This is a genomic window from Cupriavidus gilardii, assembly GCF_013314895.1.
Lineage (GTDB): Bacteria > Pseudomonadota > Gammaproteobacteria > Burkholderiales > Burkholderiaceae > Cupriavidus > Cupriavidus gilardii_C.
Window position 1 is genome coordinate 169,860 of the sequence record NZ_JABTYE010000003.1, and the last position, 24,234, is coordinate 194,093.

17 protein-coding genes are annotated in these 24,234 nt (G+C 69.2%); 8 read left to right on the forward strand and 9 right to left on the reverse strand.

Features of this window, described 5'->3' with window-relative positions; genetic code table 11:
• Positions 1-56 precede the first annotated feature (56 nt).
• Both HTY53_RS04100 and HTY53_RS04105 read right to left on the reverse strand, forming a co-directional pair.
• On the reverse strand, positions 57-2,204 hold the full coding sequence (locus tag HTY53_RS04100) for an ATP-binding protein (RefSeq protein WP_174105183.1): 2,148 nt from the start codon (positions 2,202-2,204) through the stop codon (positions 57-59).
• Between the two features lie 178 nt (positions 2,205-2,382).
• A complete protein-coding gene (locus HTY53_RS04105; RefSeq protein WP_174105184.1) occupies positions 2,383-3,240 on the reverse strand; it encodes an SDR family oxidoreductase in 858 nt (285 codons plus the stop codon).
• 437 nt (positions 3,241-3,677) lie between these two features.
• On the opposite strand from HTY53_RS04105, the gene HTY53_RS04110 reads away from it, so the two are divergent.
• Positions 3,678-5,111, forward strand: a complete 1,434-nt coding sequence (locus HTY53_RS04110) for a methyl-accepting chemotaxis protein (RefSeq protein WP_174105185.1) — start codon at positions 3,678-3,680, stop codon at positions 5,109-5,111.
• 51 nt (positions 5,112-5,162) lie between these two features.
• Here HTY53_RS04110 and HTY53_RS04115 read toward each other — a convergent pair whose 3' ends face one another.
• Positions 5,163-5,834 carry a MarC family protein gene (locus HTY53_RS04115; RefSeq protein ID WP_149316305.1) on the reverse strand — a complete coding sequence of 224 codons (672 nt, stop codon included), beginning with the start codon at positions 5,832-5,834 and terminating at the stop codon, positions 5,163-5,165.
• Between the two features lie 269 nt (positions 5,835-6,103).
• Entirely contained in the window at positions 6,104-8,737 is a 2,634-nt protein-coding gene (locus tag HTY53_RS04120; protein ID WP_174105186.1) for a penicillin-binding protein 1A, read from the reverse strand.
• 259 nt (positions 8,738-8,996) lie between these two features.
• Here HTY53_RS04120 and HTY53_RS04125 point away from each other — a divergent pair, with 259 nt between their 5' ends.
• The 3 genes from HTY53_RS04125 to HTY53_RS04135 all read left to right on the forward strand — a co-directional run bounded on the left by HTY53_RS04125 (position 8,997) and on the right by HTY53_RS04135 (position 12,380).
• Complete coding sequence (locus HTY53_RS04125) at positions 8,997-9,911, forward strand: DMT family transporter (RefSeq protein WP_174105187.1); 915 nt, start codon at positions 8,997-8,999, stop codon at positions 9,909-9,911.
• Between the two features lie 150 nt (positions 9,912-10,061).
• Positions 10,062-10,766 (forward strand): glutathione binding-like protein, encoded by a 705-nt coding sequence (locus tag HTY53_RS04130; protein WP_174105188.1) that lies wholly within the window; start codon positions 10,062-10,064, stop codon positions 10,764-10,766.
• A gap of 177 nt (positions 10,767-10,943) precedes the next feature.
• Positions 10,944-12,380 (forward strand): alpha/beta hydrolase family protein, encoded by a 1,437-nt coding sequence (locus HTY53_RS04135; RefSeq protein ID WP_174105189.1) that lies wholly within the window; start codon positions 10,944-10,946, stop codon positions 12,378-12,380.
• A gap of 178 nt (positions 12,381-12,558) precedes the next feature.
• On the opposite strand, the gene HTY53_RS04140 is transcribed toward HTY53_RS04135, so the two are convergent.
• Positions 12,559-13,506, reverse strand: a complete 948-nt coding sequence (locus tag HTY53_RS04140) for a LysR family transcriptional regulator (RefSeq protein ID WP_174105190.1) — start codon at positions 13,504-13,506, stop codon at positions 12,559-12,561.
• 356 nt (positions 13,507-13,862) lie between these two features.
• Between HTY53_RS04140 and HTY53_RS04145 the strand changes: the two genes are divergently transcribed.
• From HTY53_RS04145 to HTY53_RS04160, 4 genes are all read left to right on the forward strand, one after another.
• Positions 13,863-14,555 carry a 2Fe-2S iron-sulfur cluster-binding protein gene (locus tag HTY53_RS04145; protein WP_174105191.1) on the forward strand — a complete coding sequence of 231 codons (693 nt, stop codon included), beginning with the start codon at positions 13,863-13,865 and terminating at the stop codon, positions 14,553-14,555.
• On the forward strand, positions 14,552-15,550 hold the full coding sequence (locus tag HTY53_RS04150; protein WP_174105192.1) for an FAD binding domain-containing protein: 999 nt from the start codon (positions 14,552-14,554) through the stop codon (positions 15,548-15,550). The genes HTY53_RS04145 and HTY53_RS04150 overlap by 4 nt, the downstream gene beginning before the upstream one ends.
• On the forward strand, positions 15,543-17,834 hold the full coding sequence (locus HTY53_RS04155; protein ID WP_254599801.1) for a xanthine dehydrogenase family protein molybdopterin-binding subunit: 2,292 nt from the start codon (positions 15,543-15,545) through the stop codon (positions 17,832-17,834). Before HTY53_RS04150 ends, HTY53_RS04155 begins: the two co-directional genes overlap by 8 nt.
• A 187-nt stretch (positions 17,835-18,021) precedes the next feature.
• Positions 18,022-18,900 carry a DUF3626 domain-containing protein gene (locus HTY53_RS04160; protein ID WP_174105193.1) on the forward strand — a complete coding sequence of 293 codons (879 nt, stop codon included), beginning with the start codon at positions 18,022-18,024 and terminating at the stop codon, positions 18,898-18,900.
• Positions 18,901-18,932: 32 nt separating this feature from the next.
• Here the strand turns inward: HTY53_RS04160 and HTY53_RS04165 are convergent, their stop codons facing one another.
• The 4 genes from HTY53_RS04165 to HTY53_RS04180 all read right to left on the reverse strand — a co-directional run bounded on the left by HTY53_RS04165 (position 18,933) and on the right by HTY53_RS04180 (position 24,223).
• A complete protein-coding gene (locus HTY53_RS04165; protein WP_174105194.1) occupies positions 18,933-19,910 on the reverse strand; it encodes a YihY/virulence factor BrkB family protein in 978 nt (325 codons plus the stop codon).
• Positions 19,911-19,925: 15 nt separating this feature from the next.
• On the reverse strand, positions 19,926-20,450 hold the full coding sequence (locus HTY53_RS04170) for a host attachment protein (RefSeq protein ID WP_174105195.1): 525 nt from the start codon (positions 20,448-20,450) through the stop codon (positions 19,926-19,928).
• A gap of 75 nt (positions 20,451-20,525) precedes the next feature.
• The gene (locus HTY53_RS04175; RefSeq protein ID WP_174105196.1) at positions 20,526-20,885 is read right to left on the reverse strand and encodes a hypothetical protein; all 360 of its coding nucleotides are present in this window, start codon (positions 20,883-20,885) and stop codon (positions 20,526-20,528) included.
• 194 nt (positions 20,886-21,079) lie between these two features.
• Entirely contained in the window at positions 21,080-24,223 is a 3,144-nt protein-coding gene (locus HTY53_RS04180) for an efflux RND transporter permease subunit (RefSeq protein WP_174105197.1), read from the reverse strand.
• Positions 24,224-24,234 lie beyond the last annotated feature (11 nt).

Below are 24,234 nucleotides of genomic sequence, written 5' to 3' on the forward strand. Positions count from 1 at the left end.
CGCTACAGCGGCTACGGAGGCGACAGCGGCTACAGCGGCTACAGCGGCTACAGCGGCTACAGCCGCGACGGACTCGACTGGCCGTCCACGGCCCGCGTCGGCGCGAGAATGCCGGCCTTGACGAGCGTCTGCGCGTTCCACGGTTTGAGCAGGAACGGCAGCCCCGACACCGACGCCAGCGCGATCATGTCGGCGTCGTCCGTCATCAGGATCACGGGAAGAAAGGGAAAGCTGCGGGTCAGCCGATCGCGCAGCGCGAGGCCGCCGAGCGCGGGGCCCAGCCGCGCATCCGCGATCACCAGGTCGAAGCCGTAGCGGTCGATCGCCGCCATCGCCTCGGCCTCGTCGCGCACCAGCGTCACGCGATGGCCGGTCGCCTGCAGCGATTCGACCGCGCTCTGCACGGTGCGCGGCTGGTCGGCGACGATCAGTACCGCGCTGGCGCCGGCCCCCCAGCGCGCTCGCGCATGGCTGTCGCCACGCTCCCATGCCGGCAGATAGAGCCGCACGGTGGTGCCCTTGGCGACCTCGGATTCGATCACCGCGACGCCATCGACTTCGCGGCAGAAATCGTGCACCTGCGCCAATCCCAGGCCGCTGCCCAGGCCGGCGGTCTTGGTGGTGAACAGCGGCTCGAATACCCGCTCCACCACATCGGGCGGCATGCCCTTGCCGTTGTCGCGCGCGGCCAGGCAGACATAGTTGCCGCGCATGCCGCCCGGGCGGGTGCCGTCGAGCGTCACGTTCGATGCCGTCACCACGAACTGCCCGCCGCCGGGCATCGCATCGCGCGCGTTCGACGCCAGGTTCATCATCGCCAGTTCGAGCTCGTTCCTGTCGGCGCAGACCGGCCAGCAGGCCGGATCGATCTCGTAGCGCAGCTGCACGCGCGGTCCCAGCGTCGAGCGGATCAGCGGCGTCCAGCCCTCGGCCTCCTGCGGCAGCAGCAGGACCTCCTTGCGGTGCTGGCGCTTGCGCGCCATGCCGATCAGCTGGTTGCTGAGCGCGACGCCACTCGCCACGCTGCGCTTGATACCGGCCAGCGCCTTCTCGCGCGCGACATCGGGGCGGGTGATCATCAGATCGGTATTGAACGAGATCACCGACAGCACATTGCGGAAGTCGTGCGCCACCGATGTAATCAGATGGCCGACCGCCTCGAGCTTGCGCGACTGGCGATAGCGCTCCTCGACCTCCTGCCGGCGCGTGACCTCCTCCTGCCAGCGCAAATACGACTGCTCCTCCCGCTTGAGCCGGCGCAGGCTCGTCCAGGCCAGCGCCCACAGCGCGAAAGCGGGAATCGCCGCGACGGTCGCGCCGATATACAGCCGGTGCCGCCACTGCGCGTGGATCACGCGCATCGGAATGCCGACCACCGCGTGCAGCAGCCCGCCGCCAATCGACCAATGCGCGACGATACTGTCGCCGCCGCCGAGGCCGGTCATCCGGGCCACGCTGTCGCCGGACCCTTCGGATACCCGCTGCAGCCCTTCGCGAACGACTTCGGGCACCTGCTCGGGCACGCTGTCCGGAAACGCAGCCAGCACCACGCCATCGCTGCGCACCAGTGCGGCCTCGGCGCCGGTCTCCTGGCTGAGCACGTCGCGATAGAAGTCGGCGAAATACGACGGGCGCAATGCCACCGACACCAGTCCGGCGACATTCGCGTCGGGGCCGAGCCGCGGCATGCTGACGTTGATCACCCGTTCGGGCACCACCTTGTCGCTGACCACGCCGGTCACGTCGAACGGACGCAGCCCGCCGACGATCGCGCGGAAATCCTCGCGCTCGCTGATCGAGACGCGCGGCACCGGATAGAAACGGCTGCTGGCCAGCAGCACGCCATGCTCGTCGTAGACCGCCAGCGACGACGCCTGCGGCAGGCCGCCGACGATATCGGCCAGGCGGGTATGGACGTCGTCCTCGTGCTGCCGCAGTTGCACATTGCTCCAGCCCGCGGTGGCATCGCGGATGCGGCTGTTGATCTGGTGATTGCCCTCGAAGACCTTGCTGGCGTGCTCCTGAATCACGCGCGCCAGCCGCGCTGAACGCTGTTCGGCCTCGGCGACGTCGGCGCGCAGCGACAGCCACGCCCACGTGGCCAGCACCGCTGCGGGAAACAGGATGGCGCCGAACAGCAGCGCGACCAGCGTGCGACGCTGCGTGGCGAAGTAATGGCGCGTGCCGAGGTAGCTCTGGGGCATGGTGGCAAGGGGCTGGACCGGGCAACCGCGATGGCGGCCACTGCACGAATGCGCAGCTTACCCCAGCAAGCATTCAGGTTAGACGGCGAGCCCCGAACGTCAAGCGCGAACGCCGCCTCGATGCGCCGGTGCGGGCCCGGCCCATCGATCCCCTGCCACAACGAAACTTGCCTTTGCGCTAGCCGTTGATTACCTCGCCGCCGTTGATGTGCAGCACCTGCCCGGTGATATAGCTGGCGGCGCGCGAGGCGAGGAAGACGAAACCGGCTGCCACCTCGAACGGCTGGCCGGGGCGGCCCATCGGCGTCTCCTTGCCGAACTTCTCGACCTGCTCCGGCGGGAAGGTCGACGGAATCAGCGGCGTCCAGATCGGTCCCGGCGCGACGCCGTTGACGCGGATGCCGCGCTTGACCACCTGCAACGCCAGCGAGCGCGTGAACGAGACGATCGCGCCCTTGGTGGACGAGTAGTCGAGCAGGTGCGCGCTGCCGCGATAAGCGGTGACCGAGGTGGTATTGACGATCGCCGAGCCCGGCTGCAGGTGGGGCAGCGCCGCGCGCGTCAGGTGGAACATCGCGAAGACGTTGGTGCGGAAGGTCGCCTCGACCTGCCCCTCCTCGATCTGCTCGGGCTCCTGTTTCGGATGCTGCTCGGCCGCGTTGTTGACAAGGATGTCAAGCTTGCCCAGTTCCCTGACGGTCCGCTCGACCACTTGCGCGGCGTGGGCGCTGTCACCGAGATCGCCGTCCATCAGCAGGCAGCGGCGGCCCGCTTCCTCGACCAGGCGCGCCGTCTCCCTGGCGTCCTCGTGCTCGTTCAGATAGGCCACCGCAACGTCGGCGCCCTCGCGCGCGAAGGCCACCGCAACGGCGCGGCCGATGCCGCTGTCGCCCCCGCTGATCAGCGCGACCTTGCCGGTCAGCTGGCCGCTGCCGACATAGTCGTCGGCGCCGCTGTCGGGCTTCGGGTGCATGTCGGTTTCCAGGCCGGGCTGACGGTCCTGGTGCTGCGGCGGGAGTTGCTCGGGTGTGGCCATGGGCTTTCTCCTGTCTGGCAAACGTTGGCGAACGCCACGCCCTGGGCGTGGCACCTGGCCCCGGGGGCCGCAACTTTCATGCCGCCGCCGACATATCGCGTTCCTGCCCGCCTGCGCGGGGCCCCGCCCCGTGCGGCCGTCCGCCCGTCCGCGGCCCGCCGGCGCGTCCTTACAACCGCGCTGGCAATCCTTACCGCCCACGCGCCCGGCGCGGGTACCGTGCCAGTAATGTGCGGGTAAACCATGACGACGCCCGCCCTAAGACCCGCGCCGAATCTGCCGATATCGACGGTGCGGCGGCATGCCGTCGTGCGGCCGCGATAACAACATGCACAACGAAAGCGAACCAATTGCAACGACAGGGGGATCGAATGGGCAGCAGCACGCTGGCTTTGCGCGCCGAAGGGAATCACACCGCAACGCGACCGGATGAACCATTGCCGCAGGCGCAGCCCGCGGGCACGCTGCTCGAGGCCGTCCACCGGCGCGCCGACCGCCTGCTGGTCGGCACGATCTGGCTGTTATGGGCGTCCTCGCTGCTGGCCGGCTGGCGCTACGGCATGATCGGGCCGAGCCTGGCGGTGGGCCTGCCGCTGTCGGTCGCGGCCACGCTGTGGGCCGCGGCGCTGCCGGGCAGGCTCGGCACGCGGCTGGCCACGGCGGCGATCTCGATGGCGATGGTCGGGCTGCTGATCCATCAGGCACACGGACAGGCCGAATATCACTTCGCCGTGTTCGTGCTGCTGTCGGTGCTGCTGGCCTATCGCGATTTCCGGCCGATCCTGCTGGCGGCGGCGCTGATCGCCGTGCACCACCTGAGCTTCAACTATTTCCAGAGCTGGGGCTGGGGCGTGATCTGCTTCACCGAGCCGGGCCTGGGCATCGTGCTGCTGCATGCGGCCTTTGTGGTCGTGCAGACGGCGGTGCTGGTGGTGCTGGCCCATCGCATGGAGGCCGACGCGCGCTCCGCCGGCGAACTGGCGGCGCTGGCCGCGCGCATCGGCCGCGACCCGGGCCGCCTGACGCTGACGCCGGCGCGCGCCGACGAGCCGCAGCCCGCCAGCGCGCTGGCGCGCTCGTTTCAGGCCACGCTCGACGCGGTGCGGGGCACGCTGCTGCAGGTGCGCGACAGCGCGGCAGCGGCGGCCGCCGCTTCCGGCGACATCCTGCAGCGCAATGCCGTGCTGGCCGAGCGCACGCACAGCCAGCAGCGCGCACTGGAGGAGATCGTCACGGCGATGAGCGAGCTGCGCCGCAGCGCGCACGAGAACGCCGACCACGCGCAGGCGGCCCACACGCTGGCGGGCACCTCGCGCGCGGTCGCGGCGCAAGGCGGCGAGGTGATCGGCTCGGTCATCCGCACGATGGGCGAAATCCATGCAGCGAGCGAACGGATCGCCGACATCATCGGCGTGATCGACGGCATCGCGTTCCAGACCAATATCCTCGCGCTGAACGCCTCGGTCGAGGCCGCGCGTGCGGGCGAGCAGGGCCGCGGCTTCGCGGTGGTGGCGGGCGAAGTGCGCACGCTGGCGCAGCGCAGCGCGGCGGCGGCCAAGGAGATCCGTGCGCTGATCGGCGAATCGGTGGACCGCGCACGCGCCGGCTCGGCGCTGGTCGGCACGGCCGGCAACACGATGGGCGAGCTCGAGGCCAGCGTCGCGCGGCTGGCCGCCATCGTCGACCAGATGGCGCTCGCCACCGGCGGACAGAGGGCCGGCATCGATCAGGTGGATGGGAATATCGCCGGCATCGACGCGGCGTCGCGCCAGAACGCGGACCATGTCGACCAGACCGCCGAAGAGGTCGCGCGCCAGCAGCAGGAGCTCGCGCGGCTGACCGGCGCGGTGGGGCAGTTCAGGTTGGATTAGCCGGCAGCCGGAAAGCAGACGTTTCGATGCGCCTCCGGGCCGGCGCGGCGCTCAGCCCAGGCCCGGCAGCGTCGTCAGGTATTCGCTGATGCCGGTCATCATGATCTGCACGCCGATGCACAGCAGCAGGAAGGCCGACAGCCGCGTGACGACGTTGGTGCCTTCCGGTCCGAGCACGCGGGCCAGCAGCTCGGCGCGGCTGTAGACCACATAGACGACGATCGCGACGGCCACGCTGACCGTCACCGACACCACTGCCGATTCGATCGCATCGCGCCATTCGCGGCTGCGGCTGGCGTTCAGCGCGATCGCGGTAGCGATCGAACCGGGGCCGGTCGTCAGCGGGATCGTCAGCGGGAAAAACGCCATCTGCGTGACGTCGCCGGTCGAGACCGATTCGATGCGTTTCTCGGCGGGCTGCGTCGGCGCGTTCAGCATGGTCCAGCCGCTGAACGCCACCACGAAGCCGCCGGCCAGGCGCAGCGCCTGCAGCGAGATGCCGAAGAAGCCGAGGATGGCGGTGCCGAGGAAGAAGGTCACCAGCAGCACGATCAGCGAATTGATCGCGACCTGGCGGCTCAGCTTGCGGCGCTCCTCGACGGTCAGGAAACGGGTCCGGTCGAACAGCACGAAGGCCATGCCGAACGGGTTGATGATACTGAGCAGCGCGGAGAACGCGAGCAGGAACTCCGCCACCAGATTGCTCAAGCTCAGGATGCCCATTGTGCGCGCCTATCCTCACCAAATCGCGCAAGCATAGCGCATGGGGCACTGCGGCGGGCGACGGCGAGGTCGTGTTGGATCATGTCGTGATATGGCGAGCGCCGCTTTCCCTCTCCCCCGGCCCCTCTCCCGCAAGCGGGAGAGGGGAGAAAACCTGGCGCGAGCTCGCCGGCGATATGCGTCGGCGGACTGTGGATGCCGATGGTGTTCTCCCTCTCCCCCTCAGGGGGAGAGGGCCGGGGAGAGGGGGTGGTTTGGTTTGCGAAGGCTTATTGATAGGCCCCCGGCGCGCTGGCACTCGGGCTGGTTGGAACTGGCGCGGCTGGCGGCGCCGCCGGGGCAGTTGGCAAGGCCGACTGTCCTCCCGTGGCGCCATTCACCGGCCCCTGCACCGCCCCATTTCCCGGCACCGCAGGCGGCGGAACCGGAACCGGAACGGGAGCCGGTGCCGGAGCCGTGCCGCCGACGCCCGCGCCGGCGGTCGGGGCCTGATATGCGCCGGGGCTCGGTGCGGAGATGGTTCCGTTGCCCGGGCCAACTGCCGTGCCGCCCGGCTCGACCGCCGAAGCTCCCTGCCCTGGCGCCGGCACCGGCTCCCCGAACGGCGCCGAGGCCTGCGGATCGGCCGGCATCGGGACCGGCTCGTCCTCGTCGAGCACCTCGGGCTCGGAAGCCATGCCGTTGTCGACCGGCTGCTCGTGCCGCGCGGCCGGCGCCGGCGCGACGTGGACCTCGGCCGCCGCTTCCGGCTCCGACGCGGGACCGAAGGTGCGCGCCCACCAGCCTTCCACCGACTTGAGCCAAGGATCGAGCATGCCGGGCTGCTGCTGGTTCTCGAAGCGCACGCGCTGATCGATGGCGCGGGTCTGCAAAGCGCGGCGGAAGACGTCGCCGACGATCGGCAGCGCACTGTGCGCGCCCTGGCCCCAATAGTCGCTGCGCAGCGTCACGCGGGCGTCGTTGAAGCCGACCCAGGCCCCGGCCACCAGCTGCGGATGCATCAGGATGAACCAGCCATCGGCGTTGTCCTGCGTGGTGCCGGTCTTGCCCGCGACGTCGGCATGGATGCCGTAGCGGGTGCGGATGCTGGCCCCGGTGCCGCGGGCGACCACATCGCGCATCACGTCGAGCAGCGTGTAGGCGACCGCGGGCGGCAACACGCGCTCCGGCGACGCCGGGCGGAAGGACTCGAGCACATGGCCGTCGCGGTCCTCGATGCGGGTCACCATGGTCGGCTCCAGATAGGCGCCGCCGTTGGCGATGGTGCCGTAGGCCGCCACCATTTCCTTCAGCGTCACGGGGCTGGTGCCCAGCGCCAGCGAGGGCACCGTATCGAGCCGGCTCTGCCGCACGCCCATCGCGCGCGCCAGGTTGGCCACGCGCACGGGGCCCACCTGCTGCATCAGTTGCGCGGTGATGGTGTTCTTCGAATAGACCAGGCCGTCGCGCAGCGTCAGATCGCGTCCGCTCGGCGGGCCGCCGTCGGTCGGGCGCCAGACCTCGCCGCCGGCCAGCCGGATCTCGACCGCCTCGTCGCGCAAGGTCGTATCGGGGCCGATGCCCTGCGCAAAGGCTGCGCCATAGACGAAGGGCTTGAAGGTCGAGCCGGGCTGGCGGCGCGCCTGTTGCACATGATCGAAGGCATCGTCGGCGAAGTCGCGGCTGCCGACCCACGCGCGGATCTCGCCGTTGCGCGGGTCGAGCGCCAGAAAGCCGGCCTGGATACGGGTCTTCTGCTCGTGCAGCGTGCGCATCGCCTCGCCGTCCTTGCGCAGTTGCGCGAGCGCATCCGCATCGCTGAGCCCGGCGTCGCGTGCCGCCCGGTACTGGCCGGTCTCGCGCATGAAGGCCTCGACCAGCGCGCGATTCGCGCTCCAGCCGCCCCGCGGCGACCACGCGGCATTGGCAATGCCCTGCAGCCGCGCGCCCTGGCGCGCCACCGCCTGGTTGGCCATCGCCTGCAGCCGCGAATCGATGGTGGTATGGACCACCAGGCCGTCGGTGTAGATGTTGTAGTCGTTGCGGTCGGCCCAGTCGATCAGCCATTTGCGCAGCTGCTGCGCGAAATGCGGGGCGGGGCCCTCCTCCGGCGTCTGGCGCTCGAAGTCGATCCGCAGCGGACGCTTCTTCAGCGCCTCGAACTGGGCGGGCTTGAGCTTGCCCCGCTTGACCATCTGCGCCAGCACGATGTTGCGGCGCTCGACCGCGCGCTCGGGATTGAGCACCGGGTTGTAGTAGCTGGTGCCCTTGAGCATGCCGACCAGCGTGGCGCTCTCGAGCACGTCGAGCCGATCGGCCGGCTTGTCGAAGTACGTCCGCGCCGCCATCTCGATGCCGGTGGCGTTGTACAGGAACGGCACCGTATTCAGATAGGTCTCGAGAATCTCGTCCTTCGAATACAGCGCCTCGATCTTCAGCGCGGTGATCGCTTCCTTGATCTTGCGCGTCACGCTGGCGGCGCGGCCGATCTCCTCGGGATACAGGTTGCGCGCCAGCTGCTGGGTCAGCGTGGAACCGCCCTGCCGGTCGCCCGACAGCGTGTACCAGGCCGCCGCCGCGGTGCGCCGCCAGTCCAGGCCGAAGTGCTCGTAAAAGCGGTGGTCCTCGGTGGCGATCAATGCCGCGACGACGTTCGGCGAAATCTTGTCCAGCGGCACCCAGTCGCGGTTGGCGCGCTTGAACTCGGCCAGCAGCTTGCCGTCGGCGGACAGCACCTGGGCCGGCCGCTCGGACTTGGCCTTGCGGATATCGCTGATGCCCGGCGTGAACGGCACCAGCACCAGCGTATAGGCGAGAAAGAGGACGGGCACCGCGGCCACGCCCCAGGCGATCTGGCGGCCGGTCGGCCGGCGCAGCCGCGCACGCCAGTCGGCGAGGGTGCTGCGCAAACGTTCGCGCATCATGGCGCGCGGTCGCCGGCGAGGCCGGCGTTGAGTAGGGAAAGACGCTTCACACGGAGTACAGCGGATTCGCGAAGCGTGCATCGTACCAAAACGGCCGTGCGCCCTGCCGTGCTCGCACTTCGCGGCGCCGGCCAGCCATGCTGCGGTCCGCCATCGCGCTCATCCCGGTCTCATTCTGCGCCGCTACGCTGCGGGCTTTCAGGGACCGACGGTGCCCGACACCCTTGCCCCGCCCCCCGCAGACCTTGCCAGTTTTCCGATGCCTTCCGCCCGACTGATGACGCTCGCCGCCCTTCTGCTGCAATCGAGCGGGGCAGTGCTGTTCGCCAGCCATCTTGCGGGCCTGCATGCCGCGCACTACGTGTCCTGCAGCCTGCTGCTGACCGCAGGGGTGTGCCTGGCCGGGTCGCGCGGCAGGCTGCCGGGGCACGGCCGGATGTGGCTCGCGCTCGCCAACGCACTGACCGCGGTCTCCTATATCGGCTTCTTCTTCGCCCTGCGCTATCTGCCGGCGGCAGTCGTGGGTGCCCTCGAAGTCGGCGTCGCCGTGCTGACCGCCATGGCGTTCGCCTGCGCGCGCGACCGGCGGGGCCCGCCCCGCGCGCGTCGGCTGACCTGTGCCGGCATCGCCGCCGGCTGCATGCTGCTCGGATGGTCCGCGCAGGATCGGGGGGTGGCCGACCACGGCTGGGTGCTGGCGATGGCGGCGCTGGCCTGCTGCGTTGCCTCGGGCATCGGTTCGGCACTGACCGTGCACGTCTGCAAGCGGTTGCAGGAACTTGGCTGGACCCCGGCGACCATCGTCGCACACCGCTTTCATCTCGCGCTGGGCCTGGCGCTGGCGTGGAGCTGGCTCGAAGCACCGAGCGCCATACCGGCCGACCCCCGCCTGCTGCTGGCCCTGGTGGCAGTCGGCGCGCTGTGCGTGCTGGCGCCGCAGTGGCTGCTGCAACGGGCGATCAGCCGCACCGACCCGCTTTCCGTGCAGCTGTGGACAGGCCTGCAGCCGGCCATGGCCCTGGGACTGTCGCACCTGTCTCCGGCCTATCGGTGGCATGGCCCGACCTTTGCCGCCGTGCTGCTGGTCACCGCATCGGTGCTGGCGGATCTGCGGCTGCAGGAGGGCTGGCAACCGCCGCGCGGGCGGCTGGCGGGCTGGCTCGCGCGCGGATGACGGCCCTGCGTGCCCGGCGCGGCGCCCGCAATCCGCTTATGATCGCGTTTGCTCGCCGCAGCCCATCGCACCATGCGCCAGGGGGCCGTCCCGACACGGGATCCCGGTCGGTGGTGCGGCGACCGTCCGTCCAGTCAAGACCGAGGAACCATGCCAGATCTTTCCGCGTACCCGATCACCCGCAAATGGCCCGCCCAACATCCCGACCGGCTCCAGCTCTATTCGCTGCCGACGCCCAACGGCGTCAAGGCATCGATCATGCTCGAGGAAATCGGGCTGCCTTATGAACCGCACCTGGTCCGTTTCGACACCGACGACCAGCTGTCGCCCGAATTCCTGTCGCTGAATCCGAACAACAAGATTCCGGCGATCCTCGATCCGAACGGCCCGGGCGGCAAGCCGCTGGCGCTGTTCGAATCCGGCGCGATCCTGCTGTACCTGGCCGAAAAGACCGGCAAGCTGATCCCTTCGGATCCGGCCGCGCGCTATCAAACCATTCAGTGGGTGATGTTCCAGATGGGCGGCGTGGGCCCGATGTTCGGCCAGCTCGGCTTCTTCCACAAGTTCGCCGGCAAGGCATACGAGGACAAACGCCCGCGCGACCGCTATGTCGCCGAATCGCGGCGCCTGCTCGGCGTACTGGAGAAACACCTGGCGGGTCGCGACTGGATCATGGGCGACCAATACACCATCGCCGATGTCGCCACCTTCCCCTGGATCCGCAACCTGATCGGCTTCTACGAGGCCCGGGAACTGGTCGGCTTCGACGATTTTCCGCAGGTGCAGCGCGTGCTGAACGTCTTTGTCGCGCGGCCGGCGGTGATCCGCGGGCTGGAGATTCCCAAGCGCGGCTGAGTTTCATGCGCTGCTGCCCGCGCATTTCGCCACGCGAAACGCCGCGGGGCTTTTCTTTTACTTTTCGTCTCCTCGTCTTTAGACTTCGTGCACGGTCGTTCGTTTTCGTGACGAGGCGATGTGGCAGTGCGGCATGAAGACGAATGGCCCCCATTCGATAAAACGAGGAGACAAACCATGCAGCTCACCACGCGCGCCGCCCTGGCGTTGGCGCTTGCCGCCGCATTGCCGCTGGCCGCCTGCGGCGGCGACGACGACGATCCGCCGCGCCAGCCGGAAGAGACCCGCGCCCAGGACAGCCGCACCTTCACCGTCAACGAAGCGGCACTGGCTTTCCCCGCGCTGGCCGGCGCGCCGGAGACCGACCGCTGGACCGGCACGCTGAAGGGCTCGGGCTATCGCATCGAGGTCCCCAAGCAGTGGAACGGCAAGCTCGTGATGTACGCGCACGGCTATGCCGGCACCGGCGAGGCACTGAACGTGACCACGCCGTCGATCCGCCGCCATCTGCTGGAGGCCGGCTACGCGTGGGCGGCATCGAGCTACAGCAAGAACTATTACGACGTGCGCGCCGGCGTCGAGGACACCAATGCGCTGGCGCTGGCCTTCGTGCAGATCGCCGCGCAAAACCGGCGCCCGCTCGCGCCGCCCAGCCGCGTCTACATCGTCGGCCATTCGATGGGCGGCCATATCGCGGCCGCGGCTGTCGATCAGGAAACGCTGGAGACGGCCAACAACAAGGTCCGCTATCACGGCGCCGTGCCGATGTGCGGGGTGCTCGGCGACTCCGAACTGTTCGACTACTTCGCGGCCTATCAGCTGGCGGCGCAGCAGTATGCGGGCCGTCCCGCCACCGCCTGGCCGGTGACCAACTGGGCAGAGATCGCGCCGGCGGTGCGCGACGCGCTGTTCACCACCTTCCCGAGCGCGACCACCGCACAGGGCGACAAGGTCAAGGCGATCGTGCAGAACCTCACTGGCGGCGCGCGGCCCATGTTCGATCAGGGCTTCGCCGGCCCGGTGCAGAACACGGTATGGGGCACCTTCGGCGGCGACGGCACCATCAACGGCATCCTGAACCGCAACGGGGTGTCGACCACCGACATCGTCTATCAGCTCGACGGCGACCCCGCGCTGTCGGCGGAGGAAACCACGCTGAACGGCACGATCCTGCGAGCGAAGGCAGACCCCGAGGCCAATCGCCTGCGGCGCGATGGCCTGCGGTGGATCCCGAAGACCAACGCGCGCATCAACGTGCCGGTGGTCACGCTGCATACGCTCGGCGATATGTACGTGCCCTTCAGCATGCAGCAGATCTACAAGCGGCGGGCCGATGCGCGTGGCACCGCGCAATGGCTGGTGCAGCGCGCGATCCGAGGCGTCAGCCATTGCGATTTCACCGTGGCCGAGCAGACCGCGGCGTTCGATGCGATGGTGCAGTGGGAACAGGGCGGACCCAGGCCCGAGGGCGACAACGTGCTCGACGCCGCCACGGTGGCGCGGCCCGACTACGGCTGCCGGTTCACCAACAACACGGTGACGGCCGACGATTCGCCTGCGGTCGCGCAGGGGCGGCCGCAGATCGCCGCGGCGTTGCCGTGTCCGGCGTCGTAAGGCGAGCGATGTCGCGCTGATTGGCGCTTGTCCCTCTCCCCCAGCCCCTTTCCCGCTCGCGGGAGAGGGGAGCCGAATCGCGGTTTACCAGTGTCTTCGCAGCCCGCTTTTCTCCCCTCTCCCGCGTGCGGGAGAGGGGTCGGGGGGAGAGGGCAAACAGCGCTCGCAGACCGCGGCCTCATGCCCGTCGCTTGACTGGCCGTACCGCCTCCAGCGATACGCGTGCGAAGTCCGGATGCCCGGCCAGCGTCTCCACCAGAAAATCCGCCAGCAAGCGGTTGCGCCGCGGCACATGCGCGCGTGCCGGCATGTACAGGAACACCCCGTAGCGCTCGGTCGCGTGCTCTGGCAGCACCGTCACCAGCCGTCCGGCCCGCAGGTGCCCCGCCACCGCATAGTTGAAGAACTGCCCGATCGCTGCGCCGCTTGCGACCGTCTCCACTTCGGCATCGACATCGTTGGTGGCGACAAACGGCGCAAAGGTGCGCGTCTCGATCTCGCCGTCGACCAGGAACTCCCACGGGAAGACCTTGCCGGTACGCGGATGCAGAAAGCTGGTGCAGCGGTGCCGCTCTAGCTCGGCGATGGACCGCGGCACGCCATGCCGCTCCAGGTAGGCCGGCGCCGCGCAGACGATCAACTGCAGCGGCGCGATGCGGCGCGCCACCAGCGAACTGTCGGGCAGGCTGCCGGTGCGCAGACCGATATCGATGCCCTGCTCGATCACGTCGGTCAGCTGATCGCCGACCATCAGTTCGACGGCGACATCGGGGTACGCCTGCACGAATTCGCCGATTGCCGGCGCGACATAGCTGCGTGCCAGCGAACACGGCGACGCGACCCGGACCACGCCGGCCACCTGCTCGCGGTCGCCGTCGATATGGCGCAGCGACAGCTCCAGCGATTCGACCGGGCGCTGGCACTGCGCCAGCAGTTGCTCCCCCTCGCGAGTCAGTCCGACCTTCTGCGTGGTACGGTGCAGCAGCCGCACGCCGAGCATCCGTTCGAGCAGCATGACCTGCTTGCTCGCCGCCTGCGGCGTCATGCCCAGTTCGCGCGCGCCCTGGCTGAAGCTGCGGGCCTGGGCCACGCGTACGAATACCGTCAGCGCTCGCAAGCGATCCATCGCGCGATCCTGGTCCGTGGGTTGCGAAGTTGGGAACATGGGGGACGCCTGGCCGGTCGCCGCGATCGAACGATCGCCCCCAGGCGGCATGCTGGCGCCAGTATCGCGGCAATGCGCTGACAAGCCGCTGACCCGAAACTGTCACCACGCTGACAGCGCCGTGACGATGCGCTGACGGCGCGGCCGCCAAAGCCAGGCCCCGCCTCGTTCCCTTCCATTCGGTTGAAGGGGTTTCAACCACGCCGAGGCTACCACCCGCTAAAGCGATTGCGCAAACTGCGCCGCATCGCGCTGTCTGCCGTATCGGCCAAACCTCGGCAGCGCCGGCCCAACCACCTCGACTCGGGAGCACCAACATGGGCGATCGCAACGACGACACAGGCACGCCGCGTCTCAGCCGGCGCGCGTTTCTCGGCACCACGGTGGCCGCCGGGGGCATCACGGTGCTGCCCGCGACCTCGGCGCTCGCACAGACGGCGGGCGCCGCCCCGAGCGAGCCGGTGCAGGCCACCGCTGGCGCACCGAACGCACCGGTCACGCTGACGGTCAACGGCAAACGCCACCGGCTCGCGCTGGATGTCCGCACCTCGCTGCTCGACGCGCTGCGCGAGACGCTGCATCTGACCGGCACCAAGAAGGGCTGCGACCACGGGCAGTGCGGCGCCTGCACGGTGCTGTTGAACGGCCGCCGCATCAACTCGTGCCTGACGCTCGCCGTGATGCACCAGCAGGACGAGATCACCACCATCGAGGGGCTGGAGCGCAACGGGCAGCTGCATCCGGTGCAGGCGGCCTTCATCGCGCACGACGGCTTTCAGTGCGGCTTCTGCACGCCCGGCCAGATCTGCTCCGCGGTCGGCATGCTGCGCGAGGTCGCCGACGGCGTGCCCAGCCATGCCAGCGCCGATCTGAGCGGCGCCCGCACGGTATCGCTGCAGGACCTGAGCGAGGCGGAGGTGCGCGAGCGCATGAGCGGCAACCTGTGCCGCTGCAGCGCCTATCCCAATATCGTCGCCGCCATTCGCAGCGCGGCCGGGAGCCAGCGATGATGCCATTCACCTACGAGCGCCCGGCTGCGCTCAGGGAGGCGGTCGCGTCCGCGGCCCAGCCCGACGCCCGCTTCATCGCCGGCGGCACCAATCTGCTCGACCTGATGAAGCTGCAGATCGAGCGGCCCACGCGGCTGATCGACGTCAACGCGCTGCCGCTGCAAGGCATCGAGGCCAACGCCGACGGCACGCTGCGCATCGGTGCCACCGTGCGCAACAGCGATCTGGCGGCCCACCCGCTGGTGCGCGAGCGCTATCCGCTGCTGACGCGGGCGCTGCTGTCCGGCGCCTCCGCGCAGATCCGCAACAAGGCCACCACCGCCGGCAATCTGCTGCAACGCACGCGCTGCCCCTACTTCTACGACACCGCGATGCCGTGCAACAAGCGTACGCCAGGCTCGGGTTGTTCGGCGCTGCGCGGCATCAACCGCATGCATGCCGTGGTCGGCTACAGCGATGCCTGCATCGCGGTGCATCCCTCGGATATGGCGGTCGCGCTGAGCGCGCTCGATGCGCGGATCGAAACCGTGCAGCCCGATGGTCGCCTGCGCGTGATCCCGATCCAGCAGCTCTACCGCGCGCCGGGCCAGACGCCGCACCTGGAGACCAATCTGGCGCCGGGCGAACTGATCGGCGCCGTGGTGCTGCCACCGCCCCCGCCCGGCGTGCAGTCCTATCGCAAGGTGCGCGATCGCGCCTCGTTCGCCTTCGCGCTGGTGTCGGTGGCGCTGGTCGCGGACGTCGAGGGCGGCCGCATGCGGAACGTGCGGGCGGCCTTCGGCGGCATCGCACATCAGCCGTGGCGCGTGCCGGAGGCGGAAGCCATGCTGACCGGCAAGGTCCCATCGGCGCAGCTGTTCGGCCGGGCCGCGGACGCGGCGCTGGCCGGCGCACGCGGCTTCGGCGGCAACGACTTCAAGATTCCGCTGGCCAGGCAGGTGCTGCAGGCCAGCCTGACGCAGGCATCGCAACGCGACGGAGCGCACCATGGATGAACTTCAGCAGCGCCAGCGCACCGGCCAAAGCATGGGCCAAAGCATGGGCGAAAACAGCGGCCAGCAATGGATCGGCGCGCCTGTCGACCGGGTCGAGGGGCGCCTCAAGGTCACGGGGCGCGCGGTCTACGCCTGCGATCACGTGCCGAACGGCCCGCTCGCCTACGGCTATCTGGTCGAAAGCACGATCGCGCGCGGCCGCATCGTCGCGATCGATACCGAGACCGCCGCACAGATGCCCGGCGTGATCCTGATCGTCACCCACCGCAACGCGCCCGCGCAATCGCCCTATGGTCCTCCCAAGGTGGCGCGCCGCTTCGAGCGGCCCAAGCCGATGCTCGACAGCGACCGCGTGCGCCACTATGGCCAGCCGGTCGCGCTAGTGATCGCCGACTCGTTCGAAGCCGCCCGCGACGCGGCGGCGCGCGTACAGGTCCGTTACACGCCGGAATGGGGCGCGAAATTCGACATGACGGCGGAGCTGCGCAACGCCTACGAGCCCGACGGCATCAACGCGGGCATGCCGCACGACACCGCGGTCGGCGACTTCGATGCGGCGTTTGCCGCGGCGCCGGTGCGCATCGACGCGACCTACACGACCCCGTACGAGCACGTGAACCCGATGGAGCCGCACGGCACCGTCGCGCAGTGGTCCGGCGACCGGCTGCTGATCCATACCTCGACGCAGATGGTCGATACCTGCCAGATCGCCGTGTCGCGCACGCTGAATCTGCCGACCGAGAACGTGCGCGTGGTCTGCAAGCATGTCGGCGGCGGCTTCGGCTCCAAGGTGCCGACCCATGCCGACGCCATCCTCGCGGCGATCGGCGCGCGCATGACAGGGCGGCCGGTCAAGGTCGCGCTGACGCGGCAGCAGATGTTCGCCAACACCAACCATCGCACCGAGACGCGCCAGCGCATCCGGCTGGCCGCCGGCCGCGATGGCCGCATGACCGCGCTCGCGCACGACGTCATCGAGCAGACCGCGATGTACGACGAATTCGCCGAGCAGACCGCGGCCTTCACCCGCTCGCTGTATGCCGCGCCGAACCGTCGCACCAGCCACCGGCTGGTCCGGCTCGATCTGCCGCCATCGGACATCATGCGTGCCCCGGGCGAGGCCCCGGGCGCGCTGGCGCTGGAATGCGCGGTCGACGAGCTGGCCCATGCGCTGCGGATGGACCCGATCGAACTGCGCATCCGCAACGAGCCGCGCGTCGATCCCGAGCGCAACGTGCCCTTCTCCACGCGCGGGCTGGTGGCATGCATGCGGGAAGGCGCCGAACGCTTCGGCTGGTCGCGCCGGCCGTCGACGCCGGGCAATATGCGGGACGGACGCTGGCTGATCGGCTATGGGATGTCGGCGGCGATCCGGCCCAACTATCTGCAGGCATCGAAGGCCGAGGTCACGCTGTATCGCGACGCCACGGCCCGCGTGCGGCTGTCGATGACCGATATCGGCACCGGCAGCTACACGATCCTGACGCAGATCGCGGCCCAATCGCTGGGCCTGCCGATGCAGGCGGTGCAGGTCGAGATGGGCGACAGCGACTTTCCGCCGACGCCCGGCTCGGGCGGTTCCTGGGGCGCGGCCAGTACCGGCTCCGCGGTGTTCAATACCTGCGCGGCGCTGTGCCGCCGGCTGGCGGAAGTCGCCGCCGCCGATCGCGCCTCGCCGCTGTTCGGCACCGACCCGGCGCAGGCGCGCTTCGCGGACGGACGCTTGCACGCCGGCGGCAAATCCGAGCCGGTGAGCGCCCTGCTCGCGCGTGCGATGCCGGACGGGCTCAGCGTGACCGGCGAGGTGCAACGCGGCCCGGAATATCAAACGTATTCACAGCACGCCTACGGCGCGCATTTCGCCGAGGTTGGCGTCGATGTCGACACCGGCGAAATCCGCCTGCGGCGCATGCTCGGTGTATTCGCCGCCGGCCGCATCCTGAACCCGAAGACGGCGCGTTCCCAGATGATCGGCGGCATGATCTGGGGCGTCGGCGCGGCGCTGATGGAAGAAACCATGGTCGACCCGCGCTACGGCGCCTTCGTCAATCGCGATCTCGCCGGCTACCACGTGCCCGCACATGCGGACATCCCGGCGATCGACGCGGTCTTCCTCGAAGAATACGACGACAAGGCCAATCCGCTCGGCGCCAAGGGCGTCGGCGAGCTCGGCATCTGCGGGGCGGGGGCGTCGCTGGCCAATGCCGTGTTCAACGCGACCGGCATCCGGCTGCGCAGTTATCCGCTGACGCTGGACAAGGTGCTGGACGGCATGCGGGCTTGACGGAAGCGGCGCGAAGCGAAGCGAAGCGAAGGACAGGCAGGGCACGCGCTCCGGCATCGGCGACGTTAGAATGCAAGCCGCGCAGTGAGCCGGCCATGAGCCGCCATGAGCCGCCATGAGCCCGCCATGAGCCCGCAGCGAGCCCTCACGGTGCGTCCCGCAGCAAGCCGAACGCCAGCCGACCGTCATGCCTGTCCACGCCATCGATATCGGGGATTCATGGGTACCGCCTCCGGATTCCCCCCAGGCCCGCGCCCTCGCCCATGTCGCCGCACGCAGCCTGGGCGAGCCGATCGATCCGACGCTGCGCGTCACGCTTAATTTCCATCCCGATCGCGTGCATGCAGGCGTGCCCTTCCTGCGGGCGCTTGGCGAAGACGGCGTCTATCGTTCGCAGTTCGAGACCGGCACCAGCAATGGCGGCCTGACCGCGCATCCGGGCGGCGACCGCTGGCAGTGGGAAAGCCGGCTGTTCGGCGGTGCCTACGATGACGCTGCGCCGGCCGAACGCCCGAAATACGGCGCGCTCAATTTCCGCTGCCGCGCGACCGGCGGCTCGCCGCGCTTCGGCTCGGCGCACCTTCGCTTGCGTGGCGCCGTGCTGGCACGCACGACGTTCTGCTATCCCGACAGCGTCTACGATCCCGCCGCGTTCGGCGTGGCCGAGCGGATGGGGCTGATCGCGCTGGCCGCGACGCCCCAGCCCGATCCGCTCGACGACTATATCGAGGCGCAGGTACACGGACCCGTGGTACTGGCACGCGATGTCGAGGCGCTGGTGCTGGATCCCTGCTACCGCGGCACCGAGATCGAGGCGATGGCGCGCGCGCTGCCTTGCGCGCTGGAATGGCACCCCGGATTCCGGCTGTCGGCGCAAGCGCTACGTCGCCACCCCCACTATCGCGGTGCACGCTACGTCGAACTGGGCTGCGTGCTGGCACGCGACGGCTGGCTGACGCCGGCGATGATCGGCGATGCAGCCCGCGGCGGCCGCTTCGACTCGCAGGACTTGAAGAAGGTGTGGCACTACCTGGCGCGCTTCGGGGATCTCGCCGAGCCCCGCTGAACTGCGCCGGGCCCCTGCACTGCCTGCCGGATTCACGGACCCTGGTGTGTGCCCTGCCCCTGTCCCGGCCGCCGATCTCCCAGCTGCTGCGGCTCGACGTAGCGTCCCGGTTTCACCGACACGGTCCGCTCGTCCGGCTGCTGGCCACGCAGCGAACCGAAGCGATGCGCATACAGCCAGGTAAATTCCGCGCCCAGCAGGAAGATCTGCGCGGAGTAGTAGACCCACACCAGCAGCACCACCAGCGAACCGGCCGCGCCGTAGCCCGACGCCACGCCGGTCTTGCCGATGTACAGGCCGATCAGGAACTTGCCGATCGAAAACAGCAACGCGGTCACCAGCGCGCCAAGCCAGACGTCGGGCCAGCGCACGCGGGCACGCGGCATGATCTTGTAGATCATCGCGAAAACCGTGGTGATCACCGTCAGGCTGAAGAGGAAATCGACGGCATGGGCCAGAGCCTCCTCTTCGCCGAACAGCGGCGCCCACCCGCGCGACAGTGCCGCCAGCGCGGCGCTGGCCAGCAGCGACACGATCAGCAGGAAGCCGATGCCGAGGATCATGCCGAACGACAGCACGCGCGCCCGCAGCAGGCCCCACAGCCCCGAGCTCTTCTGCCGCTCGGGCACGCGCCAGATGCGGTCGAGCGCGCTCTGCAGTTCGGCAAACACGGTGGTCGCACCGATCAGCAGCGTGACCAGGCCCGCCAGTGTCGTCAGCGTGCTGGTTGCCGGTTCGCTGACCGCCGCCAGCATGTCCTCGATCGCCTTCGCGCCTTCGGTGCCGATGAAGCCCTGCAGTTCGGTGACGATGGCCCCGCGCGCGGCGTCGGCGCCGAATACGATGCCCGCCACGGAAATGACGATCAGCAGCAGCGGCGCCACGGAGAACACCGTGTAGTAGGCGATTGCCGCGCCCATGCTGGGCGCGTAGTCGTCGATCCAGGCGCTGACGGTGTCCTTCAGCAGTCCATACAGGTTACGAAGCGCGTGCACCGCGCGGCGGGGCATGGCGGCCTCTCGCGCTTAGCCCGCCGCCTGGCCGCCGGGCCGATCGCCGCCGAATTTCGCGGCAAACAGCCGTTCGCGCAATTCGCGCTCGGGCAGATGCACCAGGTCCTTGTCGACTTCCTCGGTGACAACATTGGCCACCTGCGCGGGCAGGTGCTTGCGCAGCAGGCCGAGAAAACGCGGCGCGGCCGCGATGCGCAGCTCGTCGTAGCGCTGCTTCTGCAGCGCGTCGGCCAGATGCTCGGCAACGCGACGGGCAAACCCCTCGGCTTCCAGGTGCAGTTCGTCTTCCCCGGCCGACGACGTGACGCTCGATGGCGCGCGCTGGCGTCCCGTACCGCCGCCCACCGCGGGGCCGGCACCCGGACCGGCCCCGGCGCCGGCGCGACGTCCGTACGCGTCGCGACGCAGATCCGCCGCATCCGCATGCGCGCCGGCGTCGGTCAGTTCATCGATGCAGGCCAGCTCCTGGCCCGGCTTGTGTCCTTCGAGAATGCGGGCGATGGCCTCGTCGGCCACCAGGACCCAGGTGGTTTTCATCGGATGCTCCTCTGCTGTTGACGCCCGGCGTCCCGACGCCGACGACGTCATGAACCCTGCCGATACGACGCGGCGCTACTGGCTGGTCGCGTCTTCGTCTCCGTGTTCTTCGCCCGCGACGGCAATCTTCACCGGGCCCTGCTGTTCCTTTTCGCCCTTCTTGTCCTTGTCCTCGGGCTGCTGCAGGACCTTGCGTTCCTCGACGTTCTCCGCTCCGCCAGCAGTCATGCCGTCGCCCAGCGTGTTGCCGCTGCCGGACACGCCGCCCGCGGCGCGCTCCTCGGCCTGCACGGTTTCATCGGTGTTGGCGCCCTCGGGATCGGGTCGTTGCGCCGGATCGGTGGCGGCGTTCTGCGGTGTTGCGCTGCCGCCTTGTGCGCCCTGACCGCCTTGACCGCCTTGACCGCCCTGTCCACCCTGCGGTTGCTGTGCCATGGTGTCCTCCATACGTCACGATGTCTGGAGGCCAAGCTGCAAGAAGCCTGCCATTGGCAGGTGCGCATGCGCAGCCGGGGCCGCAATACCGCGTCAGCGCGCGCGTGGGGCCGTGAGCGGCGGTCCGCGAAAGGAACGGCGCCAGGCGTGCGCGCCGGGCCCGTGCGTAACAAATACGCGGGCGGTAAGGTTCTTCACGCGGTCTTTGTCGAAATTTCGCTGGCCGGCGTGCCGCGCCGGCCGCCGAACCAGCGGTGCACCGCGACATAGAACAGCGGCACCCAGAAGATCGCCAGCACCGTCGCTGTGATCATGCCGCCGATCACGCCCGTGCCGATCGCATGCTGGCTGCCCGAGCCGGCGCCCACCGACGTGGCGAGCGGCACCACGCCCAGCACGAAGGCCAGTGAGGTCATCACGATCGGCCGCAGCCGCATCCGACTTGCCTCGATCGCGGCTTCGACAATGCCCTTGCCCTGATCGTGCAGCGCCTTGGCGAATTCGACGATCAGGATCGCGTTCTTGGCCGACAACCCCATCGTGGTCAGCAGCCCCACCTGGAAGAACACGTCGTTGGGCAGGCCGCGCAGCAGCGTCGCGGCCAGCGCGCCGACGATCCCCAGCGGCACCACCAGCATCACCGAGATCGGAATGGTCCAGCTCTCGTACAGCGCAGCCAGGCACAGGAACACCACCAGCAGCGACAGCGCGTACAGGGCCGGGGCCTGCGCGCCGGACAACCGTTCTTCGAACGACAGCCCGCTCCACGAATAGCCGACCCCGGCCGGCAGCTGCGCCATGACCTGCTCGACCGCCGCCATCGCTTCGCCGGAACTGTGACCGGGCGCCGGCTCGCCAAGAATCTGGATCGCGGCCACGCCGTTGTAGCGCTGCAGCTTCGGCGAGCCATAACCCCAGCTGCCGCTGGCAAACGCTGTAAACGGGACCATCGCGCCGCGATCGTTGCGCACGAACCATTTGGCCAGATCGTCCGGGTTCATCCGCGCGTCCGGCCTGCCCTGCAGATAGACCCGCTTGACCCTGCCCTGGTCGATGAAGTCGTTGACGTAGCTCGAACCCCAGGCGATCGACACGGTGCTGTTGATTTCCGCCAGCGACACGCCCAGCGCGCGCGCCTTCTCGTCGTCGATCTCCAGCCGGTATTGCGGCTCGTCGTTCAGGCCGTTCATCCGCACGCGCTGCAGTTCCGGACGTTGGGCGGCGAGCTGCAGGAAGCGGTCGCGCGCCTGCATCAGTACGTCGCGACCGACGCCGGCACGGTCCTGCAGATAGACGTCGAAACCGGTCGCGTTCCCCAGCTCCATCACGGCCGGCGGCACGAAGGCGAACGCCATCGCATCGCGCATGTCGCGAAACCGGGCCTGCGCGCGCCGGGCGAGGTCGAACACGCTGGTCGCCTCGCCGATGCGCTCGTGCCACGGCTTGAGCAGCACGAAGGCGAAGCCGGAACTTTGACCGCGGCCGGCGAAATTGAAGCCGTTGACGGTGAACAGCGACTGCACCACGCCGCCCTCTTCCTGCAGCAGGTACTCGCGCAGCCGATCGAGTACCTGCTGCGTGCGCTGCGCCGACGCGCCGGGAGGCGTCTGCACCTGGGCAAACAGCACCCCCTGGTCCTCGTCGGGCAGGAACGAGGTCGGGATCCGCGTGAACATCCACGCCGCCAGCGCCAGGATCAACAGGTACACGGCAGCATAGCGGCCACGCCGTCTGAGCACCGCCACCACGCCGCGCTCGTAGCCGCGCGTGGCCGCCTCGAAGCTGCGGTTGAACCAGCCCAGCGGGCCCCGTTTCGGCGCGCCATGCCCGTGCGGCGGCAACGGCCGCAGCATGGTCGCGCACAACGCCGGCGTCAGCACCAGCGCAACCAGCACGGACAGCACCATCGCCGACACGATGGTGATCGAGAACTGCCGGTAGATGACGCCGGTCGAGCCGCCGAAGAAGGCCATCGGCAGGAACACCGCGGACAGCACCAGCGCAATGCCGATCAGCGCGCCCTGGATCTGCCCCATCGAGCGGCGGGCCGCTTCCTCCGGCGACAGGCCCTCCTCGGCCATCAGGCGCTCGACGTTCTCGACCACCACGATGGCGTCGTCGACCAGCAGCCCGATCGCCAGCACCATGCCGAACATCGTCAGCGTATTGATCGAATAGCCGAACGCCGCCAGCACGCCGAAGGTGCCGAGCAGCACCACCGGCACCGCAATGGTAGGAATCAGCGTCGCGCGCACGTTCTGCAGGAACAGATACATCACCAGAAACACCAGCACCACGGCCTCGAGCAGCGTGCGCACGACGCCCTCGATCGACGCGGAGATCACCGGCGTGGTGTCGTACGGATAGACCACCTGCATGCCCGGCGGGAAGAACGGTTCGAGCTCGCCCAGCGTCGTGCGGATCGCCTTGGCGGTATCGAGCGCGTTGGCGCCGCTGGCGAGCCGGATCGCGATGCCGGAGGCCGGGCGGCCGTTGTACTGCGCATTGATGTTGTAGTCCTGGCCGCCGAGCCCCACCTCGGCCACGTCCTTCAATCGCACTTGCGAGCCGTCGCCATTGACCTTGAGCAGGATCTCGCGGAACTGCTCGGGCGTCTGCAACCGCGTCTTGCCCACCACCGTCGCGTTCAGCTGCTGGCCGGCGACCGACGGCAGGCCACCCAGTTGGCCCGATGCGACCTGCACGTTCTGCGCCTGGATCGCCGTCCTGACATCCGACGGCGTCAGCTGAAACGCGGTCAGCCTGGCCGGATCGAGCCAGATCCGCATCGCGTACTGCGCGCCGAATACCTGGAAGTCGCCCACGCCCGGCGTGCGCGACAGCGGGTCCTGGATGTTCGAGACGATGTAGTTGGCGAGATCCTCGCGCGTCATGCTGCCGTCGCTCGACACCACGCCGACGATCATCAGGAAGTTGCGCACGGACTTGGTCACGCGGATGCCTTGCTGCTGCACCTCCTGCGGCAGCAGCGGCGTCGCCAGCTGCAGCTTGTTCTGGACCTGCACCTGCGCGATGTCCGGATTGGTGCCCTGCTCGAAGGTGACGGTGATGGTCATGTTGCCATCGCCGTTGCTCTCGGACGAGATATAGCGAAGACGGTCCAGGCCGTTGAGCTGCTGCTCGATGACCTGCACCACGGTGTCCTGCACCGTCTGCGCCGACGCGCCGGGGTAGTTGACCTGGATCGCAATCGTCGGCGGCGCGATGGCGGGATACTGGCTCACCGGCAGCGCGCCGATCGACAGCGCGCCCGCCAGCATGATCACCAGCGCGATGACCCATGCGAAGATGGGACGTTCGATAAAGAATCGGGACATCGACGCGCTCC